We start from the raw sequence: 20,380 nt of genomic DNA on the forward strand, positions 1-20,380 counted from the left end.
GTGTGCCGTACGGCGGTCCGCGCCTCAGCGGCGCCTGCGCACCAGCAGGAACGCGCCCCCGCCACCGACCGCGAGCAGGCCGGCGGCGGCCGCGAGCAGGGCGCGGTCCGGTCCGGGGCCGGTACGCGCCAGCTCGCGGGCCCGTTCCCCGTCGTCCCGCGCCTCCTGGGCGAAGGTCGGGGAGGGATCGGGGGTGGCGGTGCCGGGCGTGGCCGGCGGACTGCCGGGCGGGGTGGTCGGGGTCCCGTCGGCGTCCTGTGTGCCGTCCGGGCCGGGCGTCCCCTCCGGGCCGGGCGTCTCCCCCGCTCCCGGCGACTCCCGCGCGCCCGGCGTCTCCCGCGTGTCCGGTCCGTCCTCGTCGATCCCGAACCGGTAGGCGTTGGACTCCCCGACCCAGTCCCCGTCCTGGCCCCTGCGCTGGACCACGGCGGCGTTGGCCGTGACCTGGTCGGGTACGGCGTCGGAGGTGAGGGCGAGTCTGACCTTGACGCTGACGGTCCCGCCGGGCGGCACGGTGAACCCGTCGAACCCGGCCCCGTCCAGCACGCCGACCAGTTCCTGCTCGTCGGTGCTCTCGAACGTCACCGGGCGGGTGCGGGGTCCGTCGTAGAACTCCAGCTTCGGCTGGTCCGGCTTCAGGGTGCGCTTGTCGTCGACGAGGACCACGACCGGGTGGATGTCGGCGCAGACGCCGCGTGTGGTGTTCGTCAGGTCGATGTACCAGGTGCCGAAGCCGCCGCCCGCCTCGTAGGAGCCGGGGCCGCCGTGGATGCGGGTGGCCAGCGGGAAGCGGTGGTCGCCGGATTCCTCCGCGCAGGAGGAGTTCGCGTCCGCGTGGGCGGCGGGCGACGACACGGGACCGATGACGGCGGCTGCGGCCAGGCAGAGGGACAGGGAGGAACACAGTCGCATGAACACATGACCATGCCGGGCCGGAGGGGGGAGCGGAGGCCGCCGCTCCGTGCGCGGCGGGAAGTCCGCTCGATCGGCCGAACGGGCCGGGTCAGGACGAGAGGACGACCCGACGGGTGCTGTCGCCGGAGTTGACGCACTCCTGGTAGGGGTTCGGATCACCCTGACGCTCCCGGCACTTCCAGGTGGCGCCGTCGACGCGCACCGTGGCGGGCGGGTCCGCGGTGCCGGACGCGGCCCTGGTGTAGGCGCCGGCCACCCGCAGGGCGGTGGCACAGGACGCGGGCCGGCCGGCCCATACGGCGAGCCCTGAGGCCTGGTCCGTTCCGCAGTACCTGTCCGGTTCCGGGGCGGCCGACGGGCCGGCGTACGCCTGGGACGGGACCCAGAGGCACAGCACGGCGGCTCCCAGCAGGCCTGCGGCTGTTCCCCTCGTGAGCGAGTGCATCGCGTACCTCCCTTGCTGCGATGACGGGGGGTGACAGTTGGTTGCTCGTGGTGAGGCGGGCGGTCGGGAGGTGCCGGGTACCCAGCCCTTCTCCTCGTACGACGTGCGCGCGGGTGGACTTGGGAGCGGGCGGGCTTGGGAGCGGGCGGGGGTATGGCGGCTCGAGCGTTCGAGCTGTTGGGCGGGTGCGGGATCCGTTTGGGCGGGGGTTGTGGACAGGTGCGGGACCCATTTGGGCTGATCGCGCAGTTCCCCGCGCCCCTGCGGGACGCGCCGTGCGAACGCGGGCCGTAGCCGGGTGCGGGGCCCGAGTGGGCTGGGCGCGCAGTTCCCCGCGCCCCTGCGGGGCGCGCCGTGCGCGGGTCCCCGCGGTGCCGGGTCAGGTGGGAGTGGGTTCCGGGTGGCCGAAGAGGGGGGCCAGGAGAAGTTGGGCGGCGCCCTCCGCCACGGCTCGCTCCCCGCCGGGGGCCACCCGCACCGGGACCGTTCCGCCGTGCAGACCCTCCCGGCGGGCCCGCGCGGCGAGGATCCCGGCGACCCCGTTCACGTACGTCTCCGGTGCCGCGGCGATCGTCCGCCCGCCGAGCAGCACCAGATCGATGTCCAGCAGCCCCACCAGGTTCCCGGCCGCCACCCCCAGCACCCGCGCGGCCTCGCCCGCCTCACCCCGCTCCGCGGCCCCCAGGCACAACACCTCCACGCATCCCCGGTTCCCGCACTCGCACGCCGGACCGTCCAGCTGGAGAACCTGGTGCCCGAACTCCCCGGCCCCGGTCCGCGTCCCCCGGTGCACACTTCCGCCGATCACCAGCCCGGCCCCCAGCCCCGTACCGAGGTGCAGATACGCGAAGGACCCGCCCTCCCCCTCCTCACCCGCGACCGAGAGCCCGAGAGCGGCGGCGTTCGTGTCCTTGTCCACCACGACCGGAACCCCCAGCCGCTCCGCGAGCGCGTCCCGCAGCGGAAAACCGTCCCACTCGGGAAACCCGGTGACCCGGTGCAACACGCCCCGCGCATGATCCAGCGGACCGGGCAGGGCGACTCCCACTCCCAGCAGCGACCGGCCACCGCCCAGGCCGCCGGCCTCGGCAGGGGCGCCGGCCGCCGGGCCCAGGCCGTCCCGCACCAGGCCCTCGACCGCCTCCGCCACCACCCCGAGCACGGCCTCCGCTCCCGCGCCCAGGTCCAGTTCCCCGCGCCGCTCCCCCACCACCGCGCCGTCCAGGTCGACGAGGACCGCCCGCAGCTCGTCCCGGTCCAGGTGCACCCCCACCGCGTGCCCCGCCTCCGGCACCAGCCGCAGCACGGTCCGGGGCTTGCCCCCGGTGGACGCCCGCCGCCCGGCCTCCGCCGCCAGGCCCGCCTCCCGCAGCCGCGCGGTGATCTTGCTGACGGCCTGCGGGGTCAGCCCGGTGCGCTCGGCCAGTTCGAGGCGGCTGATGCCCTCCCCCCCGGCGCCACGCAGCAGCCCCAGCACCAACGCGGTGTTGTGGCTGCGCACCACACCCAGATTCGCACCCGTCGGCCCGCCGCTCCTCGTCCTGTTCACGCCACCCATTCTCCCCTCCGCTTGCACTTTGGCAACAGCGTTGCGAAAGTAGGACGCATGAGTGCTACCCCCCTCCGCGTCGGCCTGATCGGCTACGGCCTCGCCGGCTCCGTCTTCCACGCCCCGCTGATCGCCGCCACCGAGGGCCTCGCCCTGGACACCGTGGTCACCTCCCATCCCGACCGGCAGCAGCAGGCCCGCGCCGAGTTCCCGGACGTGACGCTCGCCGCCGGCCCCGAGGAACTGTTCGAGCGCGCGGACGAGCTGGACCTCGTGGTGATCGCCTCCCCGAACAAGACGCACGTGCCGCTGGCCACGGCCGCCCTCAAGGCGGGCCTGCCGGTGGTCGTGGACAAGCCGGTCGCCGGCACCGCCGCCGAGGCCCGCGACCTCGCCGCCCTCGCCGACGAGCGCGGCCTGCTCCTGTCGGTCTTCCAGAACCGCCGCTGGGACAACGACTTCCTGACCCTTCGCCGGCTCCTCGCGGACGGTGCGCTCGGCGACGCCTGGCGCTTCGAGTCCCGCTTCGAACGCTGGCGCCCCCAGCCCAAGGGCGGCTGGCGCGAGTCCGGCGACCCGGCAGAGATCGGAGGTCTGCTCTACGACCTCGGCAGCCACGTCGTCGACCAGGCCCTGGTCCTCTTCGGCCCGGTCACCGAGGTGTACGCCGAGACGGACGTCCGCCGCCCCGGCGCCGAGACGGACGACGACACCTTCATCGCGCTCACCCACGCAGGCGGTGTCCGCTCCCACCTCTACGTCTCCGCGACGACCGCCCAGCTCGGCCCGCGGTTCCGGGTGCTGGGCTCGCGCGCGGGCTATGTGAAGTACGGCCTGGACCCGCAGGAGGCGGCCCTGCGCGAGGGCGGCCGCCCGGGCACCACCCCCGACTGGGGCGAGGAGGACGAGGTCCTGTGGGGCCGTATCGGCTCCGGCGAGTCCCCGGTGAGCGGCGGCGGCACCCCCGTACCGACCCTGCCGGGCGACTACCCCGCCTACTACGCGGCCGTCGCCGCCGCCCTGACCGGCGCCGGCCCCAACCCGGTGACCGCGCTGGAGGCGGCCGCCGCCCTCGATGTACTGGAAGCGGCCCGCACGTCGGCCCGGGACAAGGTGACGGTGACCCTCTGATGCCCCACCCGCAGATCACCCCGAAGTCCGCCCCGGAGATCACGCCGAGCGTGGAGGAGCTGGAGGCGCAGGAACGCCGGCTGGTCTTCCGGCGGTTCACCCACGACGACGCGTGGGCCCTCGGCTCGCTGCTGGTGGAGCTGGCCCGGGAGCGCCAGGCGCCGGTCGCCATCGACATCCACCGCGCGGGCCAGCAGCTCTTCCACGCGGCCCTGCCGGGCTCGACCCCGGACAACGACGCCTGGATCGCCCGCAAGCGCCGGGTGGTGGAGCGCTACGGCGCCTCCTCCTACCTGGTCGGCGCCCGTTTCCGCGCCAAGGGCACGACGTTCGAGGACTCCTCCCGCCTCGACCCCGACACCTACGCGGCCCACGGCGGCTCGTTCCCGATCAGCGTCGAGAACGCCGGAATCATCGGCGCGGTGACGGTCTCGGGCCTGCCCCAGCTCCAGGACCACCGCTTCGTGGTCGAGGCCCTGGAGCAGTTCCTGGAGGCGTAGCCGACGAAAAGCGCTCGGGGAACCGCGCGACCGGCCGCGGCGGCGCCGCGGCCGACGGGCGACCGCGGTTCCCCGGCGCCCCCGGCGGAGCGTCTACGCGTCCTTCAGTTCCTGCCGCTGCCGACCGAGCCCGGCGATCTCCAGCTCCACCACGTCACCGCTGCGCAGGTACGGCTTCGGCTCGGGCCGCCCCATCGCCACCCCCGCCGGCGTCCCCGTGTTGATGACGTCCCCGGGGTAGAGCGTCATGAACCGGCTGACGTACCGGACCACCTCCCCCACCGGGAAGATCTGCTCGGCCGTCGTGCCGTCCTGCTTCAGCTCCCCGTTGACCCACAGCTTCAGGGAGAGTGCCTGCGGGTCGGGTACCTCGTCGGCCGTCACCAGCCACGGTCCCAGCGGGTTGAACGTCTCGCAGTTCTTGCCCTTGTCCCAGGTCCCGCCCCGCTCGATCTGGAACTCCCGCTCGGAGACGTCGTGCGCGACGGCGTACCCGGCGACATGCGCGAGCCCTTCCTCGGCCGACTCCAGATAGCGGGCCGTACGCCCGATGACGACGGCGAGTTCGACCTCCCAGTCGGTCTTCACCGAGCCGCGCGGCACCAGCACGGTGTCGTTCGGCCCGACGACCGTGTCCGGCGCCTTGAAGAAGACGACCGGCTCGGGCGGCGGCTCGGCTCCCGTCTCGCGGGCGTGGTCGTGGTAGTTGAGCCCGATGCACACGATCTTCCCGATGCGGCCGACCGGGGGCCCGATCCGCAGCCCCGCCGCGTCCAGGGCCGGCAGCTCGCCGGCCTCGGCGGCCGCCCGGAGCCGGCCGAGCGCCACGTCGTCGGCGAGGAGCGCGCCGTCGACGTCGGCCACGAGGCCGGACAGGTCACGCAGGGTCCCCTCGGCGTCGAGCAGCGCCGGCCGCTCCGCGCCCGCCGTGCCGACTCGCAGCAGCTTCATGGTCACCATCTCCCTCGATCGCGGGACGCCCGACCGATGGGTGCAGCCATCGGAGGACTGGCTGATCCTCCAATCCCGCGGTCCAGTCCGCAAGACCCTGTTCACGTACTGGACCGTAACCGCCGCCCCTACCGGTACAGGGCGGCCCGTTCCAGCGCGCTCCACGTCGTGCTGGTGACGATGTACAGCGCCGCCGCGAGCGGTACGACGGCGACGGTGACGAGCGTGAAGAAGGAGAGGAACGGCATGACCCGGTTCACCGCGCCGAGCCCGGGCAGCTGCTCCCCGTCGGGCGTGCCGGCCGCGACCGGGTTCTTCGCCATCGTCCGCTTCGTCAGGCGGTAACCGAAGGTGGCGACGGCCGCGACGAGGACGAAGAGGCCGAGGTAGACGAGCCCGGCCGGCCCGAACACCCCGCCGTCGCCGAGCGCGTCCGCCCACCGGCCGCCGAGCGGTGCGGCGAACAGCCGGTGGGCGAGCAGTCCGTCGCTCGCGCCACCGCCGGAGAACAGGTGGTAGAGGAGGAAGAAGGCGGGCAGCTGGAGCAGTCCGGGCAGACAGCCGGACAGCGGGGACACCTTCTCCTCGGCGTGCAGCTCCAGCACCGCCTGCCGCAGCCGCTCGGAGTCCCCGGCGTGCCGCGCGCGCAGCTCGGCGATCCTCGGCTGGAGCGCGGCACGGGCCCGCGCGCCGCGGGCGGCGGCGCGGGACAGGGGGTGGACGAGGAGCCGCACGAGGGCGGTGAACAGGACGATCGCGGCGGCGGTCGCGGAGTCGTGGAAGAGCGGGGTCAGCAGGTCGGCGAGTTGCCCGACCAGGTGGGCGAAGGCAGAGAAGACGGACATGGGTGAGCCCTCCGGGGGTCTCGTCGTGCCGGAAGCGAAGAAGAGATCGGCATGACGACCCGCGCGGGGTCACGTGGGGTGTGCGCGCAGACGTGCCCTACGCGGCGGTCGCCGGGAGGGCCGTTCCGGGTGCCCTGGGCCGTCGCCGGCCGGATGCGTCGGGGTCACGCTGCGGCAGGAAGGCGGTACGCCGGGCCCGGTCGCGCAGGGCCGTACGCACCCGGGTGGGCTGCACGGCGGGCGCGGAGCGCGCGGCCAGCAGGGCGCAGGCGACGAGCGCGGCCCCGGCCGCGGAGGTCGCGGCGAGCGCCACGGTCGTGAAGAGGGTGCCGGTGTCCAGCAGGAAGACCGGCAGCAGCAGGAGCAGCAGGGGCGCGAGACGGCGGGAACACGCGATTGCGTGGATCACCGGTTCCCCTCCCTCCGCGTCAACTGCCGATATCCGTTTGCCCTTTATACCTGACCGACGAGAACGTACACATGACCGGCACCCGCTCTCCGCCGGCGTCCGTCCGTCCCGCCGGAGGTCCCTCGTGCACCGCGTCCCGACCTGCGTCCTGAGCGACGCGGCTGCGCCCCTGGTGGGCGACGGCCATGCGGTCGACCGCTTCGTGGAGATCGGCTCCTTCACCAAGGTGCTCACCGGCACCGTGCTCATGCGGCTGGCCGCCGCGGGCGTCCTCGAGGTCGACGACCCCGTGGAGCGCTGGCTGCCCGCGGCCCCCGGCACCGGAATCACCCTGCGGCACCTGGCCGAGCACACCTCCGGCCTGCCGCGCCTGCCGCCGGGCACCGCACGCCGGGACCCGTACGCGGCCTTCGACCGCCCCGCCCTGCACCGGCTGCTCGGCCGGCTCGACGGACTGCCGGTGCGTCCGCCGGGACGCGAGGAGGAGTACTCCAATCTCGGCTACGCGCTGCTCGGCGAGGCGCTGACGGGCGCGGCCGGCGCGCCGTACGAGGAGCTGGTCACCGAGTACGTCCTGCGGCCGCTGGACGTCCACGAGGTGACCGCGCGCCCCGACGCGGCCCGCCGGCTGCGCGCTCCGGGGCTCTTCGGGCGGCCCCGCAGACCCTGGACGATGACCGGGGCGATCCTGCCGGCGGGCGGCCTGTGGGCGACCCCGCGCGCGGTCGCCGGCCTGGTCGTCGGGCTGGTCGTGGAGCGGCGGCTGGGCGACCCCGCGCCCTCGTGGCGCACCACCGGCCCCCTGCTCTGGCACAACGGCGCGACCCGCCACGCCTCGCTCTTCGCCGGCGCCCTGGGGGACGGCAGGTGGGTGGTCGTCCACCGGCTCAACGGCGATCCGGAGCGGACCGACCAAACCGGGATCGACGTCCTGCGGGGCGGCGGACCGCCGGGCCAGGACGACGCTGCACGCCGGCCGGCGCCGGGCTGATCACGCCGACTCCGGCTCCAGCGGCTCCAGCGGCTCCAGCGGCTCCAGCAGCCGCTTCGGCTTGAGCAGTGCCCTGCTGACCGGGTCCGCCGGGTCCGGATCGAGCCCGGGCCCAGGCTCCATGAGGACGTCCGCGACGGGTACGACGATTCCGCAGGCGGAGCATTCGCCGTACGGCCCGAGTTCCGTGCCGCACTCCAGGTGCCGGAAGTAGCGCAGCCGGGCCTCCGCGAAGTGCTCGCGTCCCCACAGGCCGAGGGCGCGCAGGGTGGGCCACAGGGCGATGCCGCGCTCGGTGGGGACGTACTCGTCCCGGGGCGGCGACTGCTGGTACCGGCGCTTGGCGAGGATGCCCTCGGCGGTCAGGGTCTGCAGCCGGGCGGCCAGGACGGCGCGCGGAATGCCGAGATGGATCAGGAAGTCGTTGTACCGCCGGACGCCGTACAGCGCGTCCCGGACCACGAGCAGCGTCCAGCGCTCCCCGACGATCTCGAGCGCGCGGGCGATCGAGCACTCCTGTGTCGCGTAGTCCTTGCCCAGTGCCATGCCCTCCACTGTAACCACTTCCACCTACTGAGTTCAGTGACCGAACCGATGGTGTTACGGTGACCTGGACAGGTCAGTTCAATGACCGAACCGTAAGCCGAAGGCCCCGGAAGGACAGACCACGCCATGACCGGCCTCCGCTCCCTCACCGCGTCCGCCTCCGCCTCCGCCACCGCCGCCGCGAGAGACCGGACCGCCCGGGACGCCCCCCTGCGCCCCCGGGCCACCCTCGTCCTGACCAGCGCGGCAACCGCCGTGACCCTGATGACGTACACGGCCCCGATGGTCACGCTGCCGGACACGGCGACCGCGCTGCACACCCCGCTCTCCGCCCAGGCCTGGCTGCTCAACGGCACCCCGCTGGGCCTCGCCGCCCTCCTGCTGGTGGCCGGCAGCCTCGCCGACGACTACGGCCGCCGCCGGATCTTCCTCGCCGGCACGCTGGCCCTGGGCCTCACCACCGCCCTCGGCGCCCTCACCACGACGACCTGGCAGTTCACCCTCGCCCGCGTCGCCCAGGGCGCGGCGAGCGCGGCGATCCTGGCGAGCAGCCTGGGCCTGATCGTGCACGCCTTCCCGAGCCCGCGCGGCCGGCTGCACGCCACCGGGGTGTGGGGCGCCTTCGTCAGCGGCGGCATCGCGGTGGGCCCGCTGGTCGCCGGCGCGCTGCCGACCTGGCGGGTGGCGTACGGTGTCCTGGGCGCCGCCGCGCTCCTCGTGGCCGCGCTCGGCATCCGCGCGCTGACGGAGTCCCGCGCCCCGCGCGACGGCCGGCCGGACGTGCTCGGCGCGCTGGCCTTCGGCCTGGCCCTGGTCTCGCTGATCGCGGCCCTCACCCTGGGCCGGGACGGCTGGCTGCGGGCACCGGTGGGCCTGCTGTTCGCGGCGGCCGTGCTGCTGGTCGCCGTGTTCGTCGCGGTGGAGCGCCGGGCGGGCACCCCGATGATCGACCTCGGCCTGCTGCGCCACGCCCGTTTCCTGGCCTCCTCGGCGGGCGGCCTGTTCACGGGCCTCGCGGTGATCGGCATGTTCAGCTTCCTGCCGGCCCTGCTGCAGCAGACCATGCGGCTGTCGCCCCTGGCCACGGCCTGGCTGTTCCTGCTCTGGTCCGGGCTGAGCTTCGCGGTGGCCCTGCAGGTCAAGCACCTGGCCGGCCGGGTCTCCCCACGCGCCCAGCTGGCCCTCGGCTTCGCCCTGCACGCGGTCGCCGTGGTGACGATGCTCGGGGCCGTCGGCTCCGGCTCCTGGACCCGGCTGCTGCCGGGACTGATCGTCGGCGGAGTGGGCAGCGGCCTGCTGAACGGGGCGCTGCCGCTGCTCGCCGTCGAGTCGGTGCCGCGGGAGCGGGCCGCGATGGGCTCGGGCGCCCAGCAGACCTTCCGCTACATCGGTTCCTGCGCCGGCGTCGCCCTGACCATCGCCCTCGCCACGTCCTCCGGCAGCCTGGCCCGCGGCGCGAACCTCGCCCTGCTGGTGTCGGCGGTCCTGGCGGTGGCGGGAGCGGTGAGCGTGCTGGTGCTGCGCGAGCGGGTGCGGTGAGCCGCCGGGGCCGGTCGCGCGCCGGATAATTCCGGCGACGGCGCGACCCGCCGCCCCGTACATTCGCCCCTCGCACGACGGACAAGGGGAGGGACCGGGGATGAGCGGTCATGTGTTTCTGATCGGCGGCGGCTGGGACACCGCGGAGGTGTACGAGCCGTTCCTGCGGGCGGCCGGAGGGGACGGGCCGCCGCGCATCGGGTGCCTGGTCCTCGACGAGGGGGACGGAGCCGCGCAGTTCGAGCGCTACGCGGCCGCGCTGAGCGCGGCGGGGCCGTGCGCACCCGTGCCCTTGCCGGTGCCGCTCGGCGGGCGGTTCGAGCCGGAGGCCGCGCTGGCCGGGGTCGACGGGCTGCTGGTGTGCGGCGGGCTCACGCCCGCCTACCAGGAAGCCCTCGCCGGATGTCTCGGCCGGCTGCCGGGACTGCTCGCCGCGCGCGGAGTGCCGTACGCCGGTTTCTCCGCCGGTGCCGCCCTCGCCGCGCGCCGGGCCGTGGTCGGCGGGTGGCTGGTGGACGGGGTGCCGGTGTGCCCGGAGGAGACCGGCGAGGATCTGGCCGAGGTCGAGGTGCGGGCCGGGTTCGGTCTCGTGCCGTTCGCGGTGGACGTCCACGCGGCCCAGTGGGGGACGCTGACGCGGCTGGTCAGCGTGGTCGGGCGGGGCGGGGCGCCGTACGGGGTCGCCGTGGACGAGAACACCGTGCTCCACGTGACGGACACCGAGGCCCGGGTGTCGGGAACCGGCCGTGCCCACGTAGTACGCCCCGGCAAGGACGGAGAGGTGTCCGTACGCTCCCACGGCCCCGAAGAGACCTTCCCCCTCCCACACCCAGCAGACTGAGCACCCCGAAGGGGCGCGGGGAACTGCGCGACCAGCCACAACGGCCCCGCAGCCGGACGACGACCACCAGCCCGACGACGCTCCCCGCCCCGGCCGAACCGACGGAGTCAGATCGTGGCGGTGTCGATGACGAACCGGTAGCGGACATCGCTCGCCTGCACCCGCTCGTACGCCTCGTTGATCTGCTCGGCGCCGATCAGCTCGATCTCCGCGCCCAGGCCGTGCTCGGCGCAGAAGTCGAGCATCTCCTGGGTCTCGGCGATGCCGCCGATGCCGGAGGTGCTGATGCTGCGGCGGTTGCCCAGCAGGGACTGCAGGACGATCTGCACCGGCTCCTCGGGGAGGCCTACGTTCACCATGGTGCCGTCCGTGCGCAGCAGGGACAGGTACGCGGCGAAGTCCAGCGGGGCCGAGACCGTGTTGAGGATGAGGTCGAAGGTGCCCGCCAGCTCCTCGAAGGTCTGCGGGTCGCCGGTGGCGTAGTAGTGATCGGCACCGAGCTTGAGGCCGTCCTCCTTCTTGCGCAGGGACTGGGAGAGCACGGTGACCTCCGCACCCAGCGCGTGCGCGATCTTGACGCCCATGTGGCCGAGGCCGCCGAGACCGACCACGGCGACCTTCTTGCCGGGGCCGGCGTTCCAGTGCCTCAGCGGGGAGTACGTGGTGATGCCGGCGCAGAGCAGCGGCGCGGCCTCGTCCAGCGACAGGCCCTCGGGGACGCGGACGACGTAGTTCTCGTCGACGACGATCTTCTCCGAGTAGCCGCCGTAGGTGGGCTCGCCGTCCTTGCCGACGGCGTTGTACGTCCAGATGGTGCCACCCGTGGAGCAGTACTGCTCCAGGCCGGCCTTGCAGTTGTCGCACTCACGGCAGGAGTCGACCATGCAGCCGACACCCACCCGGTCACCGACGGCGAACTTCGTCACGCCGGGGCCGACCTCGGAGACGACACCCGCGATCTCGTGGCCGGGGACCATCGGGAAGATGCCGGGGCGCCAGCCGTCCTGGGCCTGGTGGATGTCGGAGTGGCAGATACCGGCGAACTTGATGTCGATCAGGACGTCGAAGTCGCCGACGGCGCGCCGCTCGATGGTGGTCCGCTCCAGCGGGGCCTTCGGCGCGGGCGCGGCGTACGCAGCAACAGTGGTCATGCCGGGGTCTCCTAGCAGGGGTCCTCGTGCCCGGCCGCCTTCCGGCCGGGCACGTCTTCCAGCCTGCCGCCGGTCCCGCCCGCCACCCAGTCCACGCTTCTGCGTACGACGGCCGTGCGTACCACTGGCGGGGTCAGGATCCGCTGCGTACGACCAGGAATACTGGACGTATGGAACGCAGGGACGAACAGCCGCAGGCGGCAGCCGCCCCCGGCCGGCCTCTGGACCGGCGGGCCGAGCTGAGCGAGTTCCTGCGCAGCAGGCGGGCCCGGCTGAAGCCGGAGGACGTGGGTCTGCCGGACTTCGGGCGGCACCGCCGGGTGCCGGGGCTGCGCCGCGAGGAGCTGGCGCAGCTGGCCGGGGTGTCGGTGGCCTACTACACCCGCCTGGAACAGGGCAACGGACGGAACGTCTCGGCGGAGGTGCTGGACTCGATCGCCCGGGCCCTGCGGCTGACGAACGCCGAGCACGCCCACCTCACCCACCTGGCCAAGCCGAAGTCGCACAAGAAGAAGCCGGCGATGCGGCAGCAGCAGGTCCGCTCCTCCCTGTGCCGGCTGCTGGACACGATGGACGGGGTACCGGCGTACATCGTCGGCCGCCGCGCCGAGATCCTCGCCTGGAACCGCATGGCGGCGGCCCTCTTCGGTGACTGGGCGCAGCTCCCGGCCGCCGAGCGCAACTGGGCACGCCTGGTGTTCCTGCGGCCCGAGTACCGCGATCTCTTCGTCGACTGGCAGCAGAAGGCGATCGACATCGTCTGTGCCCTGCGCATGGACGCGGGCTGCTACCCGGACGATCCGCGCCTGTCGGCGCTGGTGGGTGAGCTCTCCGTCAAGAGCGAGGAGTTCCGCCGCCTGTGGGCCACCCATGACGTCAAGGAGAAGAGCCATGGCGTCAAGCTCCTGCACCATCCCCTGGTGGGCGACCTCTCCCTGAACTTCGAGTCCTTCCGCCTGACGGACGACACGGACCAGTCCCTGGTGACGTACCACGCCGAACCGGGCACGCCGTCCGCCGAGTCCCTGCGTCTGCTGGCCAGCTGGGGCGCGGACGCCACGCGGGCGACAGCGCGCTGACCCACGCGACGAGGGGCACACCGGAGGCTGTCCTCCGGTGTGCCCCTCGTCAAAGGGTGCTACGGCCTACTTGCCGAAGTAGGCGTCGTAGATCTTGATCTCCGACGTGTTGCCCTTCTTGTCGGCGATCTTGGCGCGGAAGGAGATGGACTTGCCCTTCGCGGGGTTCTTCACGGTGATCTTGCCGCCGCGGACGTCGGTCTTCGTCCACGTCCTGCCGTCGTAGGAGACGTAGACGGCGAGGGACTTCAGGTTGCCGCCCGCGGCCGAACCCTCGACGGTGACCGGGAAGGTGACCTTCTTGTCGGCGGCGACGCGGCTGTCCAGGCCGGTGGCGGCACCGAAGTGCAGGGCGGAGGCCGGGAGTTGCGCGAAGTCGCCCGACGGCTTCTTCGACCGGAAGGTCCAGGTGGCGTCGATCCGCGAGGAGGCCTGCGCGACCTTGGCCGAGCGCTTGACCGAGGTGGTCAGCTTGTAGGCCGCGTCACCGGCCGGGACCTTGAAGGTCTTCTGGCCGAACAGCGGGTCGTCGTTGGAACCGACCTTGGTGCCGTTGCGGTACAGGGTCGTGTTCACCGAGGTGAACACCGAGGATCCGGCGTGCTTGGCCGAGTCGGCGAACAGCGGCAGCGAACCGAAGATCTCGTTGCCGTCCCGGAAGAGGCCGAAGTCCTTGGAGACGTGCGGGCCGAAGACCGCGGTGTTGACCGTCTTGGTGTAGGTCTGGCCGGCCTTGAAGGAGAACTGGCCCAGTTCGTAGCCGGCCTCGGAGACCGGGAAGCCGTCCTCATCGACCCCGCCGTTCTGCTCGAACTCCAGCCCCCAGGTCACACCGCCCTTGGCGGACAGGTGCAGGGTGCGGGTGCCGGGCAGCTTCTGGTTGACGCCGATGGAGGAGGCGCCGGTGCTGTCGGGCAGCCAGCCGACGGCGCTGACCGAGCCGGTCTTGCCGCTCGCGGCGGCACCGAGCCGGACCTTGACCGTGGCCAGGTCGCTCGCCTTGTAGTGCTTGGTGTAGCCGGTGGCGAGCTGCTTGACCGAGCCGCCCGAGGTGACGTCGTACTCCTCCGCGGCGCCCTTGGTCCAGTGACCGTCCCACTGCTGGTACAGCGTCCCGGCGGGCAGCGCCGGGCCCAGGTGGGCGGTGCGGAAGTTCTTGTACGAGTCCAGGAACCAGCCGTAGCCGTACTGACCGTCACCGATGGTGACGCTGTACTCCGGCGAGGCGAACGCGGGTGTCACGCCCGAGGCCGGGACGGTGATGTCCACCGGCTTGGCCTTGCGCGCGTCGATCGTCACCGTCTGCTTCTTGGCGATCGTCAGCTTCGGCTGGGCGATCCAGTCGATGCCCTTGGTGCCGTCCGTGGGGTCCACGTAGGTGGCGGTGTTGAGGATGTACGTGCCCTTGGGCGCGCGCACCTTCACCGTGCCGGACTTGTCGTACGGGTTCAGCCAGACGCCGTTCGCCAGGCCCGCCACGCCGCTGAGGTCGGCGTCGTAGTACGTGGCCGGCTTGCCGTCACGGCCGATGAACTTCAGCGTGACGTCGTAGGACTCCACCTCGCGCTGGACCGCGGCGGCCGTGCGGACCGTCTGGCCGCCGCCCGTCGCCGTCACGTACGCGGAGTAGGCGCCGTCGACGCTGCCGCCGAGCTTGGTGTTCACGGTGAAGTTCACCGAGGCCTTGCCGTGCGCCGGCACGGTCACCTTGGTCGCGGCGAGCTTGAAGAAGCCCGACGGGGCCGCGGCGCCCTTGGGGTTGGTGGCGGTGCTCGCCAGGGTGAGCGTGACGTCCTTGTCACCGAGGTTGCGGTACGTCAGCTTCTTGGTGACCGGCTTGTCGTCGGTGTGCGGCCACTGCTGCACCCCGAAGCTCACCGACACCGGCTCGGCGACGATCGACTGCTTGATGGCCTTGTCGACCTGGATCCGGCCCGAACCCTGCTGGAACGGCGTGTACTTGCCGCCCTTGGTGGAACCGGTCAGGGCGCCCTTCAGCTCGGCGGAGCCCCAGTCGGGGTGCTCCTGCTTCAGGATCGCGGCGGCGCCCGCGACATGCGGGGTGGCCATCGAGGTGCCGGAGATGGTCAGGTAGCCCTCGGGCTTCTCGCCGACCTCCTGGTCGATGACGCTGCCCTTGGCCGCGGCGGCGGTGATGTCCACGCCGGGCGCGGTGACGTCCGGCTTGATGGCGCCGTCGCCGACGCGCGGACCGGTGGAGGAGAAGTCCGCCAGCTTGTCCTTCTTGTCGACGGCACCGACGGTGAGCGCGGCGTCCGCGCTGCCCGGCGAACCGATCGACTGGGGGCCCTCGTTGCCCGCGGCGATCGCGAACAGGACGCCCTTCTCGGCGGAGAGCTTGTTGACCTCGGCCTCGAGCGGGTCGACCTCGGGCGTGTCGTAGCCGCCGAGGCTCAGGTTGATGACGGAGGCGCCCTGCGCGGCCGCCCACTCCATGCCGGCGAGGATGCCGGAGTCGTCACCGGAGCCGGTGTCGTCCAGGACCTTGCCGTTGAGGATGCGGGCGTCGGGGGCGACACCCTTGTACTTGCCGCCCGACTTGGCGCCGGTGCCCGCCACGATGGAGGCGACGTGCGTGCCGTGACCGAAGTGGTCGGTGGCGTCGGCGGCGGCCGTGAAGTTCTTGGCCTCGATCACCTGGTCCTTGAGGTCCGGGTGGGTGGCGTCCACACCCGTGTCGAGGACGGCGACCTTCACGCCCTTGCCGGTGTAGCCGGCCTTCCACGCGGTGGGGGCGCCGATCTGCGGCACGGACTTGTCGAGGGAGGCCTTGCGGACCCCGTCGAGCCAGACGTGCGCGATACCGGCGGCGGTCCTGTTGCCGTTGGTGACCGCGTCCCACAGCTCGGCGGTGTCCTTGACCGGGGTCTGCACGGCGTCGGCGTTGAGCGCCTTCAGGCTGCGGCGCAGATGGCCGGCGTCCCGGACGTCGGCCTTCGCGGACGCGGCGGAGCCGCTGTAGCCGACGATGACCTTCAGGCCGCCCTTCTGGGCCTTGCGGGTGGCGGCCTTGTTCAGCTCGGTGATGTCGAACAGGCGCTGGTCCAGCGTGCCGGAGGCGACCAGGTGGGCCGCGTCGGCGGGGATGACCAGCGTGTGTCCGTCGGTCTTGCGGACCTGGAAGGGTATGTGCTCGCGCCCCTTGGCCCGCTGCAGGCCGACGACCCGGCCCCTGGCGTCGAGGGTGACCCGGTCACCGGTGATGAGCGTGACGTGGTGCTTGGCGGTGAGCGCGGAGGCAGCGGCCGTGGCGTGTGCGGGTTTCGCCGACGCCGGGCTGGTCATTCCCGCTGCGAGGGCGACGGCTGCGGCCGTTGCCACACTGGCCGCAGCAGCTCTTTTCACTTGTCTGCGCAAGTTCTCCCCCTGGAGATGGAGTACCGGGCGAATTCCCCGTTCACCCGGCCGGGGGCAGCCTCGTACACATGCACGTCAACCCCCCGGAACACGAAGTATGCCGGGGGGTGATCAGACGGCTCAATAGATGAGAGGGCCGTGAGAAAGCGCGTCAGGAAACTGTTACGCGGCAGCCCGGACACCGTTACAGAACCGCGAAGTCCCCCTGGACCGAACGGTGTTATACGCCGTCAGGCGCCCGCGTTCTCCTTCACCGTGATCCGTCCCTTGCGGAGGGTGGCCAGCCGCGGGGCCTTCTTCGCGATGGCGGAGTCATGGGTGACCATCACGAAGGTCAGCCCGTGCTCCTTCCACAGCCGTTCGAGCACGTCCATGATCTCGTCCCGCATGCTCTCGTCGAGGTTGCCGGTCGGCTCGTCGGCGAGCAGCACCTTGGGCCGCTTCACCAGGGCCCGGGCGATGGCGACACGTTGCTGCTGACCGCCGGACATCTCCGACGGGAGGTGGGCCAGGCGCTCGCCGAGGCCGACGGACTCCAGCGCCTCCGCGGCGAGTTCACGGCGTTCCTTCACCTTGACGCCGAGGGGGACGAGGGCCGTCTCCACGTTCTCCTGGGCGGTGAGGGTCGGGATGAGGTTGAAGGACTGGAAGACGAAACCGATGTTCTCGCTGCGGACCTTCGTCAGGCGGGCCTCGGAGAGCTTGGCCAGGTCGATGCCGTCCAGGACCACGTCGCCGGAAGTGGGGCGGTCGAGGCCGCCGAGCATCTGGAGCAGGGTGGACTTCCCGCCGCCGGTGGGGCCCTGGATGACCAGTCTGTCGCCGTCGCCGATGGTGAGGTCGATCCCGTCGAGGGCGTGGACCGTCTCCTTGCCTCTGGTGTAGCGCTTGGTGACGTTCTTCAGTTCGTACATGGGGGCTCCTGGGAGCGTTTCGGGGTGGTGCGCGTCGTTGTTCGCTGCGGGTTCGCGGGGGCTGGTCGCGCGGTTCCCCCGCCCCCGAGCCGGACCCCGCCGGCCTCGCCGGCCGGCCGGGCTACTCCACCCGCCTCAGCGCGTCCGCGGGACGGAGCCGGGAGGCCCGCCAGCCGCCGAACGCTCCCGCGATGAGGCCGCCGGCCACCGCCAGACCCACGGCCAGGGCGATCGTCGTCACGCTCACCGGTGCCGTGAGGGCCACCTCCAGGGTCTTCGCCGTCCGGCGGCCGGGGCCGCCGAAGCCACCGTCACCGCCACCGGGGCCGCCGCCGAAGCCGCCGCCCGTGCTCGCGCCCAGCTCTGCCTGCAGGGTGGGGCTGACGGCGGTGACGGCGTAGGCGCCCGCCAGGCCGAGCGCGATGCCGAGGGCGCCGCCGACCAGGCCGTTGACGACGGCCTCGCCGACCACCTGCCGGGTCACCCGGCCCGACTTCCAGCCCAGCGCCTTCAGGGTGCCGAACTCGCGGACCCGGCGGGAGACCGCCGAGGAGGTGAGCAGCCCCGCGACCAGGAACGCGGCCACCAGCACGGCCAGGGAGAGCCAGGTGCCGACCTTGGTGGCGAGGGAGGAGGCGGTGGACAGGGAACCGGAGACCGTCTTGGCGAGGTCGGAGGAGGTGGTGACCGTCGTACCGGAGACGTTCTTCTGGATGGCGCTCTTGACGGTGTCGATCTGCTGGGAGTCGGTCGCCTTGACGTAGATCGTGGTGACCTTGTTCTTCTCACCGGCGAGGGTCTGCGCCCGCTTCAGCGGGATGTACAGGTCGGCCGCCGAGTCACCGCTGGTGGCGGTGGCGATGCCGATCACCTTGAACTTGGTGCCCTTGACGGTGACGGTGGAGCCGACCTCGTACTTCTTCTCCTTGGCGTACGCCGAGTCGGCCACGGCCACCGCTGCGTTCGTCTCGGTGGTCTTGAAGGTGCGTCCGCTGCTGATCTTCGAGGAGGTCAGCGGGCCGAGCGCGGTCTTGGTGACGTCGGTGCCGAAGACCGAGTACTGGTTGATGTCGAAGTCGGCGCCGCCGCCCCGCACTTCGCCCTGCGGCTGGCCGGTGCCCCCGCCCCCGGGGCCGCCCTGCCTGCTGCCGCCGCTGCCGTTCTGCTGGAACTGGCCGCGGGTGAACTGGCCGCTGACCTTGACGACGTTCAGGCTCAGGCCGCCCACCGCGGTCGACACGCCCTTCTGGCCGGCGACCTCGGTGACCGTCGAGGAGGCCAGGGTGGTGAAGCCCTGCACCACGACCCGGTCGCTGCTCTGCTCGGAGTCGTCGTCGCCCCGCGCGTCGAACTGGAACCGCGGACGCTGCGAGCCGCCGGCGGTCGCTGTGGCCGCCTTGGTGACCGTCATGTCCGTACCCAGGCCGTACAGCGACTGCAGGACCTTGTCCTGGGCCTTCCCCATGCCGTTGGACACGGAGTTGACCACGATGACCAGCGCGATGCCCAGCGCGAGCCCGGAGGCGACGACGAGGGCCGCCTTTCTGCGGCGGCGCAGTTCGCGCCTCAGGTAGGTGAAGAACATGGCCGCAAGCTAGGGACGGACCGTGATGACACCATAAGGCCGACATAAGAGAAGCATGAGAAGCCGGTGGCCTGGTCCGGCGGCGCCTCGGAGAACGCCGATGCCGCCCCCGGCAGGGAGGCGGCATCGGCAATGCTGTGGGGAAGCGGCGTCAGACCGCCGAACCGGCCTTCCACTGCGCCCAGTCCATGTTCCAGCCGTTCAGGCCGTTGTCCGGGGAGACGGTCTTGTCACCGGTGTGCTGGAGGACCACCACGTCACCGATGAGGGAGTGGTCGTACACCCACGCGGCCGGGGTGTTCGGGTCCTTCGCGCCCTTGGTGTCGGACAGGCCCACGCAGCCGTGGCTGGTGTTCACGTTGCCGAAGATGGACTTCGCGCCCCAGTAGTTGCCGTGCAGGAAGGTGCCGGAGCCGGTGAGGCGGATGGCGTGCGGCACGTCCTTGATGTCGTACTCGCCCTTGCCGTCGTCGTCGGTGAAGCCCACGGTCGCGCCGTTCATGCGCGTCTGCTGGAACTTCTCGGACATCACCATGATGCCCGCGTACGTCTTGTTCTCCGGCGAACCGGCGGAGATCGGGATGGTCTTCACGACCTTGCCGTCCTGCGTGACCTTCATCTGCTTGGTCTGCGCGTCGACGTAGGAGATCTGGTTGCGGCCGATGTGGAAGGTGACCGTCTTCTGCTGCACGCCGTAGACGCCGCTCGCACCCTCGACACCGTCGAGCGCCAGCTTCAGCGTGACGGTGGAGTTCGCCTTCCAGTACGTCTCGGGCCGGAAGTCGATGCGGTTGGCGTTGAACCAGTGGCCCACGACCTCCTGACCGCTGCTGGAGGTGACCGTGATGCCCTTCTGCACGGCGGCCTTGTTGGTGATCGCCTTGTCGAAGTTGATCGAGACGGGCATGCCCACGCCGACGGTGGTGCCGTTGTCGGGCGTGAAGTTGCCTATGAAGCTGTTGGCCGGCGAGACCGTGGTGAAGGAGGCGTTCTCGTGGGCGATCCGGCCCTCGGAGTCCTTGGCCTCCGCGGAGAGCTTGTAGGCGGTGGACCGCTGCAGCTGGACGCCGGGCTTCCAGGTGGTCTTGTCGGCGGACAGCGTGCCGGTCACGGCCTTGCCGTCAGCGGTCGTCATGGACACGTTGGTCAGGGTGCCCTTGGCGACCTTGACGGCGGCCGAGTTGTTGATGGAGGCGTTGTTGGATCCGTCCTTGGGGGTGATCGTGATCTGCGCCTCGGACGACTTCTTCGCAGCCGCCTCGTCGGCCTTGGCCTGCGAGGTGTCACCGCCGTCGGCCGCCTTCGCGTCACCGCCGCCGGAACAGCCCGTGAGCACGAGCACGCTACCGAGCAGTGCGGACGCGACCGTCAGGCCCTTGCGCCGCTTACTGTCCGTCATCACACGCTTCTCCATCGTTGCCGAAATACCAAACCCCGAGAGCCCCCGTGGCGAACCGTCCACGCTACGGACGTCCCACCCCTTTCCACATGGTTCGCATGTGTTAGGCGCACCACGTCCGCCCGAGACGGGTGGTGCGAAAGTCGTCCGTGCGCCCCCTGAGACGACGAAACCCCGGACGGCGGTTGCCGTCCGGGGTCATGGGTGCCCCG

At 72.2% G+C, this 20,380-nt stretch carries 18 protein-coding genes; 6 read left to right on the forward strand and 12 right to left on the reverse strand.

What is annotated here, in order from left to right; all coding sequences use genetic code 11:
* Positions 1–24 precede the first annotated feature (24 nt).
* From ACZ5CW_RS08375 to ACZ5CW_RS08385, 3 genes are all read right to left on the reverse strand, one after another.
* Complete coding sequence (locus ACZ5CW_RS08375) at positions 25–918, reverse strand: hypothetical protein (RefSeq protein WP_468599485.1); 894 nt, start codon at positions 916–918, stop codon at positions 25–27.
* Positions 919–1,003: 85 nt separating this feature from the next.
* Positions 1,004–1,360: a hypothetical protein gene (locus tag ACZ5CW_RS08380; RefSeq protein ID WP_468599486.1), complete on the reverse strand. Its 357-nt coding sequence runs from the start codon at positions 1,358–1,360 to the stop codon at positions 1,004–1,006.
* A 379-nt stretch (positions 1,361–1,739) separates the two neighbouring features.
* On the reverse strand, positions 1,740–2,918 hold the full coding sequence (locus ACZ5CW_RS08385) for an ROK family transcriptional regulator (RefSeq protein ID WP_468599487.1): 1,179 nt from the start codon (positions 2,916–2,918) through the stop codon (positions 1,740–1,742).
* Positions 2,919–2,966: 48 nt separating this feature from the next.
* On the opposite strand from ACZ5CW_RS08385, the gene ACZ5CW_RS08390 reads away from it, so the two are divergent.
* Positions 2,967–4,040, forward strand: coding sequence for a Gfo/Idh/MocA family protein (locus ACZ5CW_RS08390; RefSeq protein ID WP_468599488.1), 1,074 nt, complete (start codon positions 2,967–2,969; stop codon positions 4,038–4,040).
* On the forward strand, positions 4,040–4,540 hold the full coding sequence (locus ACZ5CW_RS08395) for a heme-degrading domain-containing protein (protein WP_468599489.1): 501 nt from the start codon (positions 4,040–4,042) through the stop codon (positions 4,538–4,540). Before ACZ5CW_RS08390 ends, ACZ5CW_RS08395 begins: the two co-directional genes overlap by 1 nt.
* A gap of 93 nt (positions 4,541–4,633) precedes the next feature.
* Here ACZ5CW_RS08395 and ACZ5CW_RS08400 read toward each other — a convergent pair whose 3' ends face one another.
* The 3 genes from ACZ5CW_RS08400 to ACZ5CW_RS08410 form a co-directional block, all read right to left on the reverse strand.
* Entirely contained in the window at positions 4,634–5,491 is an 858-nt protein-coding gene (locus ACZ5CW_RS08400) for a fumarylacetoacetate hydrolase family protein (RefSeq protein WP_468599490.1), read from the reverse strand.
* Between the two features lie 128 nt (positions 5,492–5,619).
* Complete coding sequence (locus tag ACZ5CW_RS08405; protein WP_468599491.1) at positions 5,620–6,336, reverse strand: YidC/Oxa1 family membrane protein insertase; 717 nt, start codon at positions 6,334–6,336, stop codon at positions 5,620–5,622.
* Positions 6,337–6,433: 97 nt separating this feature from the next.
* Positions 6,434–6,745 (reverse strand): DUF6412 domain-containing protein, encoded by a 312-nt coding sequence (locus ACZ5CW_RS08410; RefSeq protein ID WP_468599492.1) that lies wholly within the window; start codon positions 6,743–6,745, stop codon positions 6,434–6,436.
* Between the two features lie 124 nt (positions 6,746–6,869).
* On the opposite strand from ACZ5CW_RS08410, the gene ACZ5CW_RS08415 reads away from it, so the two are divergent.
* Positions 6,870–7,736, forward strand: a complete 867-nt coding sequence (locus ACZ5CW_RS08415) for a serine hydrolase domain-containing protein (protein WP_468599493.1) — start codon at positions 6,870–6,872, stop codon at positions 7,734–7,736.
* Here ACZ5CW_RS08415 and ACZ5CW_RS08420 read toward each other — a convergent pair whose 3' ends face one another.
* Positions 7,737–8,282 carry a winged helix-turn-helix transcriptional regulator gene (locus ACZ5CW_RS08420; protein WP_468599494.1) on the reverse strand — a complete coding sequence of 182 codons (546 nt, stop codon included), beginning with the start codon at positions 8,280–8,282 and terminating at the stop codon, positions 7,737–7,739. It abuts the gene before it with no gap.
* A 126-nt stretch (positions 8,283–8,408) separates the two neighbouring features.
* Between ACZ5CW_RS08420 and ACZ5CW_RS08425 the strand changes: the two genes are divergently transcribed.
* Positions 8,409–9,821 (forward strand): MFS transporter, encoded by a 1,413-nt coding sequence (locus ACZ5CW_RS08425; protein ID WP_468599495.1) that lies wholly within the window; start codon positions 8,409–8,411, stop codon positions 9,819–9,821.
* Between the two features lie 100 nt (positions 9,822–9,921).
* Complete coding sequence (locus ACZ5CW_RS08430; RefSeq protein ID WP_468599496.1) at positions 9,922–10,662, forward strand: type 1 glutamine amidotransferase family protein; 741 nt, start codon at positions 9,922–9,924, stop codon at positions 10,660–10,662.
* A 107-nt stretch (positions 10,663–10,769) separates the two neighbouring features.
* Here ACZ5CW_RS08430 and ACZ5CW_RS08435 read toward each other — a convergent pair whose 3' ends face one another.
* On the reverse strand, positions 10,770–11,813 hold the full coding sequence (locus tag ACZ5CW_RS08435; RefSeq protein ID WP_468599497.1) for an NAD(P)-dependent alcohol dehydrogenase: 1,044 nt from the start codon (positions 11,811–11,813) through the stop codon (positions 10,770–10,772).
* A gap of 170 nt (positions 11,814–11,983) precedes the next feature.
* On the opposite strand from ACZ5CW_RS08435, the gene ACZ5CW_RS08440 reads away from it, so the two are divergent.
* Positions 11,984–12,892, forward strand: coding sequence for a helix-turn-helix domain-containing protein (locus tag ACZ5CW_RS08440; protein ID WP_468599498.1), 909 nt, complete (start codon positions 11,984–11,986; stop codon positions 12,890–12,892).
* Between the two features lie 66 nt (positions 12,893–12,958).
* Here the strand turns inward: ACZ5CW_RS08440 and ACZ5CW_RS08445 are convergent, their stop codons facing one another.
* The 4 genes from ACZ5CW_RS08445 to ACZ5CW_RS08460 form a co-directional block, all read right to left on the reverse strand.
* Positions 12,959–16,198 (reverse strand): S8 family peptidase, encoded by a 3,240-nt coding sequence (locus ACZ5CW_RS08445; protein WP_468599499.1) that lies wholly within the window; start codon positions 16,196–16,198, stop codon positions 12,959–12,961.
* Between the two features lie 302 nt (positions 16,199–16,500).
* Positions 16,501–17,184, reverse strand: a complete 684-nt coding sequence (locus tag ACZ5CW_RS08450) for an ABC transporter ATP-binding protein (RefSeq protein ID WP_468599500.1) — start codon at positions 17,182–17,184, stop codon at positions 16,501–16,503.
* 121 nt (positions 17,185–17,305) lie between these two features.
* Positions 17,306–18,769 carry an ABC transporter permease gene (locus ACZ5CW_RS08455; protein WP_468599501.1) on the reverse strand — a complete coding sequence of 488 codons (1,464 nt, stop codon included), beginning with the start codon at positions 18,767–18,769 and terminating at the stop codon, positions 17,306–17,308.
* Positions 18,770–18,920: 151 nt separating this feature from the next.
* Positions 18,921–20,183, reverse strand: a complete 1,263-nt coding sequence (locus ACZ5CW_RS08460) for a L,D-transpeptidase (RefSeq protein WP_468599502.1) — start codon at positions 20,181–20,183, stop codon at positions 18,921–18,923.
* Between the last annotated feature and the right edge of the window lie 197 nt (positions 20,184–20,380).

Source organism: Streptomyces sp. NPDC031379 (genome assembly GCF_055569615.1).

Coding starts and splice junctions, on each gene's coding strand:
- ACZ5CW_RS08380 (WP_468599486.1), bottom strand. CDS start 1,360: ATGCACTCGCTCACGAGGGGAACAGCCGCAGGCCTGCTGGGAGCCGCC.
- ACZ5CW_RS08385 (WP_468599487.1), bottom strand. CDS start 2,918: ATGGGTGGCGTGAACAGGACGAGGAGCGGCGGGCCGACGGGTGCGAAT.
- ACZ5CW_RS08390 (WP_468599488.1), top strand. CDS start 2,967: ATGAGTGCTACCCCCCTCCGCGTCGGCCTGATCGGCTACGGCCTCGCC.
- ACZ5CW_RS08395 (WP_468599489.1), top strand. CDS start 4,040: ATGCCCCACCCGCAGATCACCCCGAAGTCCGCCCCGGAGATCACGCCG.
- ACZ5CW_RS08400 (WP_468599490.1), bottom strand. CDS start 5,491: ATGAAGCTGCTGCGAGTCGGCACGGCGGGCGCGGAGCGGCCGGCGCTG.
- ACZ5CW_RS08405 (WP_468599491.1), bottom strand. CDS start 6,336: ATGTCCGTCTTCTCTGCCTTCGCCCACCTGGTCGGGCAACTCGCCGAC.
- ACZ5CW_RS08420 (WP_468599494.1), bottom strand. CDS start 8,282: ATGGCACTGGGCAAGGACTACGCGACACAGGAGTGCTCGATCGCCCGC.
- ACZ5CW_RS08425 (WP_468599495.1), top strand. CDS start 8,409: ATGACCGGCCTCCGCTCCCTCACCGCGTCCGCCTCCGCCTCCGCCACC.
- ACZ5CW_RS08430 (WP_468599496.1), top strand. CDS start 9,922: ATGAGCGGTCATGTGTTTCTGATCGGCGGCGGCTGGGACACCGCGGAG.
- ACZ5CW_RS08435 (WP_468599497.1), bottom strand. CDS start 11,813: ATGACCACTGTTGCTGCGTACGCCGCGCCCGCGCCGAAGGCCCCGCTG.
- ACZ5CW_RS08440 (WP_468599498.1), top strand. CDS start 11,984: ATGGAACGCAGGGACGAACAGCCGCAGGCGGCAGCCGCCCCCGGCCGG.
- ACZ5CW_RS08445 (WP_468599499.1), bottom strand. CDS start 16,198: ATGACCAGCCCGGCGTCGGCGAAACCCGCACACGCCACGGCCGCTGCC.
- ACZ5CW_RS08450 (WP_468599500.1), bottom strand. CDS start 17,184: ATGTACGAACTGAAGAACGTCACCAAGCGCTACACCAGAGGCAAGGAG.
- ACZ5CW_RS08455 (WP_468599501.1), bottom strand. CDS start 18,769: ATGTTCTTCACCTACCTGAGGCGCGAACTGCGCCGCCGCAGAAAGGCG.
- ACZ5CW_RS08460 (WP_468599502.1), bottom strand. CDS start 20,183: ATGGAGAAGCGTGTGATGACGGACAGTAAGCGGCGCAAGGGCCTGACG.